The sequence below is a fragment of the Streptomyces sp. NPDC057428 genome (assembly GCF_042803195.1).
Classification (GTDB): Bacteria; Actinomycetota; Actinomycetes; order Streptomycetales; family Streptomycetaceae; genus Streptomyces.
This window is the reverse complement of sequence record NZ_JBHVCT010000051.1, coordinates 43,503-49,502: the sequence shown is the minus strand read 5'-3', so window position 1 is coordinate 49,502 and position 6,000 is coordinate 43,503. Positions and strand designations below refer to the sequence as shown.

The window sequence follows — 6,000 nt, the reverse complement described above, 5'->3', positions numbered from 1 at the left end:
GCCTGAGGCGAAGCAGGCCGGCCGGAGTGCGTCCATGGCGGGAGGGGTCAGCCGACCGTCGTGCGGACGACGGGCGAGACGGCGCCGCCGCCGACGATCCGGAGGGCGTTCTCGCCCCGGATTCCCAGCTTGACCCGCAGGCTGTACTCGCCACTGGCGGCCGTCTTCATCGTGGCCGGCAGGGCGACCCAGCGCCCGCCCTGCTTCTGCTGAAGGGTGACCGGGGTGCCGGAGCCGATGTTCCGGGCAGAGCCGTGGATACGGAACTCCTCCCAGGCCGCGACATTGCGCGCGGTCGCGTACGCCGACAGGGCCGGGCGGGTCATCAGATCCTTGGCGCTGTGCCCGGACGGCGCGGGGACGTCGGACGAGGCCGCCGCTGCGCCCACCGCACCGGCCAGTGCCAGCGCTGTCAGCAGTGCTGCCGCGGACGCGCGCCTGAATCGGTCCATGGATGGCTCTCCTTCGTGCACGGCGTGATCGGCGGGACCGACGCGATGCGATCGACTTCGGGAGCGCCAAACCTAGACATATTTCACATAATCCTCACTATGGACACGCCGTCAGAATCGCAGGACCGCCGCTACGCGTCCGTGGCCCGCGAGTGAGTCGTCGGCGACGAAGGCCACCTCGCAGCCGTTGTCCAGCGCCGCCTCGACCAGTTCGTCGACCACGTCCTCGCGCACCTGGCCGTCCGTGCCCGGGGTGACGTCGGGGCCCACCAGCTCCAGGTGTCCGTCGGTGATCCTGGCGGTCTGCTCGAAGTGCTCCTCGGCCGTGACCAGGCCCGCGCGCCCCTCTCGCACGGCCGTCCACACCTCGTCCAGTCCGCCGGCGAAGGAATGGCTGCTCTTGGCGTTGTCGAGCCGGCCGCGGATTCCCGCCGCGGCCTGCTGTCGCCAGTCGTCCAGAGCCGGGCTCAGCTCCTTGAGGAGTTCGGCTGGGCTCGTGTCCGCCGTGGTCCCTTTGGCGATCCGGCCGACGGCGGTACTCGCGCTCTCTCCCACGTCGTCGAGCAGGGAGAGCGCGGGCGCGAGGCCGACCAGGAACAGCGGGCGGGGATCCGTGGACAGAATCCCGCGCAGCTTCGCGTCGACCGAGCGCAGGAAGTTGCGCGTGTCCTCGCTGGTGTAGGTGCTCGGGGTGTCGCCGATCCGTTCCTCTCGCTGCGGATTGGGCGCCTCGTGCGGGGCCGTGAGCGGGAACCCGCCCTTCTTCTCGGCGTGCAGGCCGTCGTTCGTGCCCGAGAAAAGGGTGGCGTGCTCCGCGGAGAATCCGAGAACCCAGAAGTGCTGCGATCGCGCCTTGGCGGAGACGAGATTCCGGGTCAGGTAGCTGTCGCTGAGCACCACGCGCTCGGGGGCGGTGCGCGGCAACTGCCAGATCTGGTACTCGCCGGCGTCGGCGAAGATGACCAGCGCGTCCAGCGCGCGACGTTGATCGACCTCTTCCGCGGCCCGTTCGAGCTGAGCCTTCACGGCGGCCGCGGTCTCCCGGCTCACCCGGGGATCGGCCTCCAGCCGACTACCCGCCTCGGCCACCAGATTCCGCAGCCGTACGGCGTCCTGGGCGTTCTCCGGCGCTTTGCGGTGGGTGGGCATCGTCAGGGACAGGGCCGGGTACGGCCGGGTCCTGCGCAGTTCCTGCAAGAGGCCGGGGGTCAGGGCGTCCGTATCCATCGTTCCCTCCCGGAGGGTTCGGGGTGTGCGGTACTGGGGTCGCCCCTGCTGCGGAGCGGGTGATTCAACGAGTCAATTCATACCTTTTGTTCCTAGTATGAGCGAGTTGTTCCCCCTCTCCGCGGAGGTGCGTGCGATGGTCATGCCCGAGATCCCCGACTGCACCGTCGTGACGTGGCCGGCCGGGCGCACCGGCCCCGGGGCGAGGCGACCCCAGGACATCTCCGGCGGCTCGGGATGACCGCGAAGCCCGGGGGGCCCGCGGTTCGTGCCGCCGGAGGCCGGGCTGGGCGTCCGGTGGCCTGCGCGTGAGCGCGGCAGACGCGGTGACGGACGCGCTGCGCGATCTCCACAAACGTTTCATGGACGTACGTGAGGGCCAACGTGCTGATTACATCCCGGAGTTGACCAGGTCCGATGCCCGCGACTTCGGCCTCGCGCTCGTCAGTATGGACGGGCACCGCTACAGCGCGGGCGCCGCCGACACCCCCTTTACGATGCAGTCGGTCTCCAAACCGTTCGTCTACGCCCTCGCCCTCTCCTCGCTCGGCCTCGACGAGGTGGGCCGCTGGGTCGGTGCGGAACCCAGCGGCGAGGCCTACAACGCCATCAGCCTGGAGCCCGGCACGGGGCGGCCCGCCAACGCCATGGTCAACGCCGGTGCCATCGTCACCACGGCTCTGGTCCCCGACACTCAGCAAGCCCCCGCCTTCACCCGCATCCTGACCACCCTGAGCCGCTTCGCCGGCCGGAATCTGGACGTCGACGAGGACGTGTACGCCTCCGAGGCGGCCACCGGCGACCGCAACCGTGCCCTCGCCTACCTGATCCGCAGCACGGGGGTCCTGCCCGCCGATCCGGTGGCCGCCGTGGACACCTACTTCCGCCAGTGCGCGGTGCGGGCCACCGCGGTCGACCTCGCGGTGATGGCGGCCACCCTCGCGCACGGCGGCGTCAATCCCGTCAGCGGTGAGGCGGTCGTGTCCGCCGACGTGGCGGCTCAGGTCCTCGCGGTCATGGCCACCTGCGGCATGTACAACGCCTCCGGAGAATGGCTGCTGCGGGTCGGACTGCCGGCCAAGAGCGGTGTGTCGGGCGGTCTGATCGCTGCGGGGCCCGCCCGCTTCGGTCTGGCCACCTACAGCCCGCTCCTCGACGCCGCGGGGACCTCGGTGCGCGGCCGTGACGCGCTCGGCGCCCTCTCGGAACGCCTGGGGCTCCACCTCATGAAGAACCCCGCGCTGCCGGGGTCCACCGTCACGCTGGCGACCACCGCCGACGTCCTGCCCTCGGCTCCGGCCGGCAGGGAGGAGAGAGCGCTGAGGGAACGCGTCGGAGTCGTCGCCGCACAGGGTGCCCTCGACTTCACGGCGGTCGAGCGGGTGCTCCACGCCATGGACGAGTCCGGTCCCGAGCGTGCCGGTCCGGTCGTGCTCGATCTGCGGGAGGTGACGGGTGCTGACGCGGCCGCCCTCGCCTTGCTGCATGCGGGCCTCGCCCGGCTCGCGCGCGAGGGCCGGCGCCTGGCCGTGGTGGACCCGGGAGGCCGCCTCGGCCCGCCGGACCTCGTCCGGGGACGGACCGGCCGGGACCTGCCGCGCCACAGCTCTCGCGAGGAGGCGGTCGAGCACTGCGCACAGGACCTGGCCGGACCGGCGTGAGCCCCTACCAGACGGCCTCGACCCACTCGGGGTGGTCGATGAACGGGTTCCGGTTGTGCTGGAAACGGTCGAATATGACCTGGTTGCGGTTCTGCTCGAAGCTGTCCGGCGGGTCCTCCTGGCTCCACTCCTTCAGCACGGAGAGCCGGCCGATGTTAGGGGCCGAGCCGTTGTCGACGTTGTCGTTCGGCTCGAGGTCCGCGAACGAGTCGTCGCCTTCGTAGCGGACCGCCATGTAGAGGATCATCCGGGCCACATCGCCCTTGACCGCGTCGCGCGGTTCGAAGGAGTCGCCGTCCGTGAAGTTGCCGGGCGCGCCCGAGACGGCGCTGCCGCCGTTGTCGAAGTCCTTGTTGCCTCGGATCGAGTTGACCCCCACGTCCTCGGGGCGCAGGTGGTGGATGTCGGTGCCCGGACCGGTGGCCGTGCCGAAGTCGCCGTGCGACTTGGCCCAGACGTGCTCCCGGTTCCAGTCGCCGGTGTCGCCGCCGTTTCCGCTCTTCGCCTGCGAGCGTCCGGTGTAGAGGAGGATCACGTTGGAGGAGTTCGAGGGGTCCTGGTCGGTGACCTTGAGTGCGTCCCACACCTGGCTGTAGGAGAGCTTGGTCTGTTCGCTGATGATCGTGTGCAGTGAACTCTTGAGCGCGGCGCCGGTCTTGCCCACGGCGTCCTGGTAGTAGGTGTCGTCGAGGGCGGCGGCCGGTGACGTCGTTGCGACGCGTGTGGGGGTGGCGGCGGGCGCGGTCGCCGCGACGCCGGTGAGTACGGCGATCGAGGCTGCTGTCGCGAGCAGTGGACGCGCGTAGAAAAGGCGACGACTGGACATGTGGGGTGTCCTCTCCGGGACTGCGAACGGTGTCGTGAGGCCGGGCACTGCCTGGTGGCTCGGGAGCTTTCCACACGCACGGTGCCGTCGGGTGAACGTTGCGTATTTATCATGTGCAAGTCAAGTGGCATCTAATCCGCGTGCGCTGGGTCATCGGATGCGCGGAGCGCGCCCCGGCGCGAGAATTGCCGCAAGGACGAGGAGGCGGTATGAGCGAAGAGTCCGATTCTGTATCCGTGCCGGAGATCCGGGGCATCACTCCGGACCATCTGCTGCACACGGGCGGCGACGACGAACCCAGCGCGGAGGATCTGGTCCTCGCCTCGGGGCGTGACCTCAGCCCCGAGAACCTCGAGTGGGCCCGGCGCAGGCTGTCCCAGGAGGGCCGGTCTGCCATGGACAAACAGCTCCCGTAGGGCCGGCGGGATCTCCACCGGGCGGGCGGCGTGCTCGGCAGCGCCCGCCGCTCGGTTAGCCTGAACGCAACATGAACCGTTTGACGACGTCACAGGGCGAATTCGAGCTGGCCCGCTTCCCGGAGAACCCGCGCGACCCGTTCCGGGCGTGGGACGCCGCCGACGAGTACCTGCTGCACAGGCTGGACGGCGACGAGGGAAGCGAGCCCGTCCGTCCGTCCGGCACCGTGGCGGTCGTGGGAGACCGCTGGGGCGCACTCGCCACCGCGCTTGCCACCCACCGGCCCGTACAGATCACCGACTCCTACCTCACCCGGCGCGCGACCGAGGCCAACCTCGAGCGCAACGGCGCCGCCGCGGACTCGGTCCGGATGCTGTCGGCACGCGACACCCCGCCGGAGCGAGTGGACCTGCTTCTCGTACGCGTACCCAAGAGCCTCGCGCTCCTGGAGGACCAGCTGCACCGGCTCGCGCCCGCCGTGCATGCCGGGACCGTCGTCATCGGCACCGGCATGGTGAAAGAGATCCACACCTCCACACTCAAACTGTTCGAGCGGATCATCGGGCCCACCCGTACGTCCCTCGCGGTCAAGAAGGCGCGGCTGATCCACTGCACGCCGGATCCGGCCCTGCCCCGGACGCCCAGCCCCTGGCCGTACCACTACGACCTGCCCGACGACGTCGGTGTGGTGTCCGGGCGGACGGTCACGAATCACGCCGGGATCTTCTGCGCCGAGCGGCTCGACGTCGGCACCCGCTTCTTCCTGAAGCACCTCCCCACACGGAGCGGACCCGACCGCGTCGTCGACCTGGGCTGCGGGAACGGTGTCGTAGGCACGGCCGCGGCGCTCGCCAACCCCGAAGCGTCCGTCACCTTCATCGACGAGTCCTATCAGGCCGTCGCCTCGGCCGAGGCGACCTTCCGGGCGAACACCGATGCCGATGCCGCCTTCCTGGTCGGCGACGCGATGGCGGACGTCGCACCGGGAAGCGTGGACCTGGTCCTGACCAACCCGCCGTTCCACTCGCACCAGGCGGTCACCGACGCGACGGCCCGGAACATGTTCCACGGGGCGCGCACCTCGCTGCGGCAGGGCGGTGAGCTGTGGGTGGTCGGCAACCGTCACCTCGGCTACCACACGCAGCTGCGCCGGATCTTCGGCAACTGCGTCACGGTGGCGGGCGACCCGAAATTCGTGGTCCTGCGAGCCGTCAAGCGCTGAGTCCCCGTCCGGGGCGTGCCGCCCGCCCCGTACAAACTCCGCAGACAGGGCGCCATACTGGACGCGCCGGGGAGGGCACAGCAGTAGGGCCTTTCGCCCGGATCACGCTGGAGCAGGGTGCGGTGACAGGCACGCGAGCCCGGCGCGACCCGTACGAGGGGCCCTGGGCGGGCAGTGAGACAGACGGGGGGCGAC

7 protein-coding genes are annotated in these 6,000 nt (G+C 70.4%); 4 read left to right on the top strand and 3 right to left on the bottom strand.

The window, feature by feature from the left end; genetic code table 11:
• Positions 1-47: 47 nt before the first annotated feature.
• Together ACFU5K_RS20300 and ACFU5K_RS20295 are read right to left on the bottom strand one after the other, a co-directional pair.
• On the bottom strand, positions 48-452 hold the full coding sequence (locus ACFU5K_RS20300) for a hypothetical protein (RefSeq protein WP_384063476.1): 405 nt from the start codon (positions 450-452) through the stop codon (positions 48-50).
• A gap of 111 nt (positions 453-563) precedes the next feature.
• Positions 564-1,679: a chemotaxis protein gene (locus ACFU5K_RS20295; RefSeq protein ID WP_384063473.1), complete on the bottom strand. Its 1,116-nt coding sequence runs from the start codon at positions 1,677-1,679 to the stop codon at positions 564-566.
• A 97-nt stretch (positions 1,680-1,776) separates the two neighbouring features.
• Between ACFU5K_RS20295 and ACFU5K_RS20290 the strand changes: the two genes are divergently transcribed.
• Positions 1,777-1,920, top strand: a complete 144-nt coding sequence (locus ACFU5K_RS20290; protein WP_384063470.1) for a hypothetical protein — start codon at positions 1,777-1,779, stop codon at positions 1,918-1,920.
• Positions 1,921-1,987: 67 nt separating this feature from the next.
• Positions 1,988-3,340: a glutaminase A gene (gene glsA / locus ACFU5K_RS20285; RefSeq protein WP_384063467.1), complete on the top strand. Its 1,353-nt coding sequence runs from the start codon at positions 1,988-1,990 to the stop codon at positions 3,338-3,340.
• A gap of 4 nt (positions 3,341-3,344) precedes the next feature.
• Here glsA and ACFU5K_RS20280 read toward each other — a convergent pair whose 3' ends face one another.
• Positions 3,345-4,166 carry an endonuclease I family protein gene (locus ACFU5K_RS20280; protein WP_384063465.1) on the bottom strand — a complete coding sequence of 274 codons (822 nt, stop codon included), beginning with the start codon at positions 4,164-4,166 and terminating at the stop codon, positions 3,345-3,347.
• Positions 4,167-4,375: 209 nt separating this feature from the next.
• Here ACFU5K_RS20280 and ACFU5K_RS20275 point away from each other — a divergent pair, with 209 nt between their 5' ends.
• Positions 4,376-4,582, top strand: coding sequence for a hypothetical protein (locus tag ACFU5K_RS20275; protein WP_384063462.1), 207 nt, complete (start codon positions 4,376-4,378; stop codon positions 4,580-4,582).
• Positions 4,583-4,653: 71 nt separating this feature from the next.
• On the top strand, positions 4,654-5,805 hold the full coding sequence (locus ACFU5K_RS20270; RefSeq protein ID WP_384063459.1) for a methyltransferase: 1,152 nt from the start codon (positions 4,654-4,656) through the stop codon (positions 5,803-5,805).
• Positions 5,806-6,000: the final 195 nt, after the last annotated feature.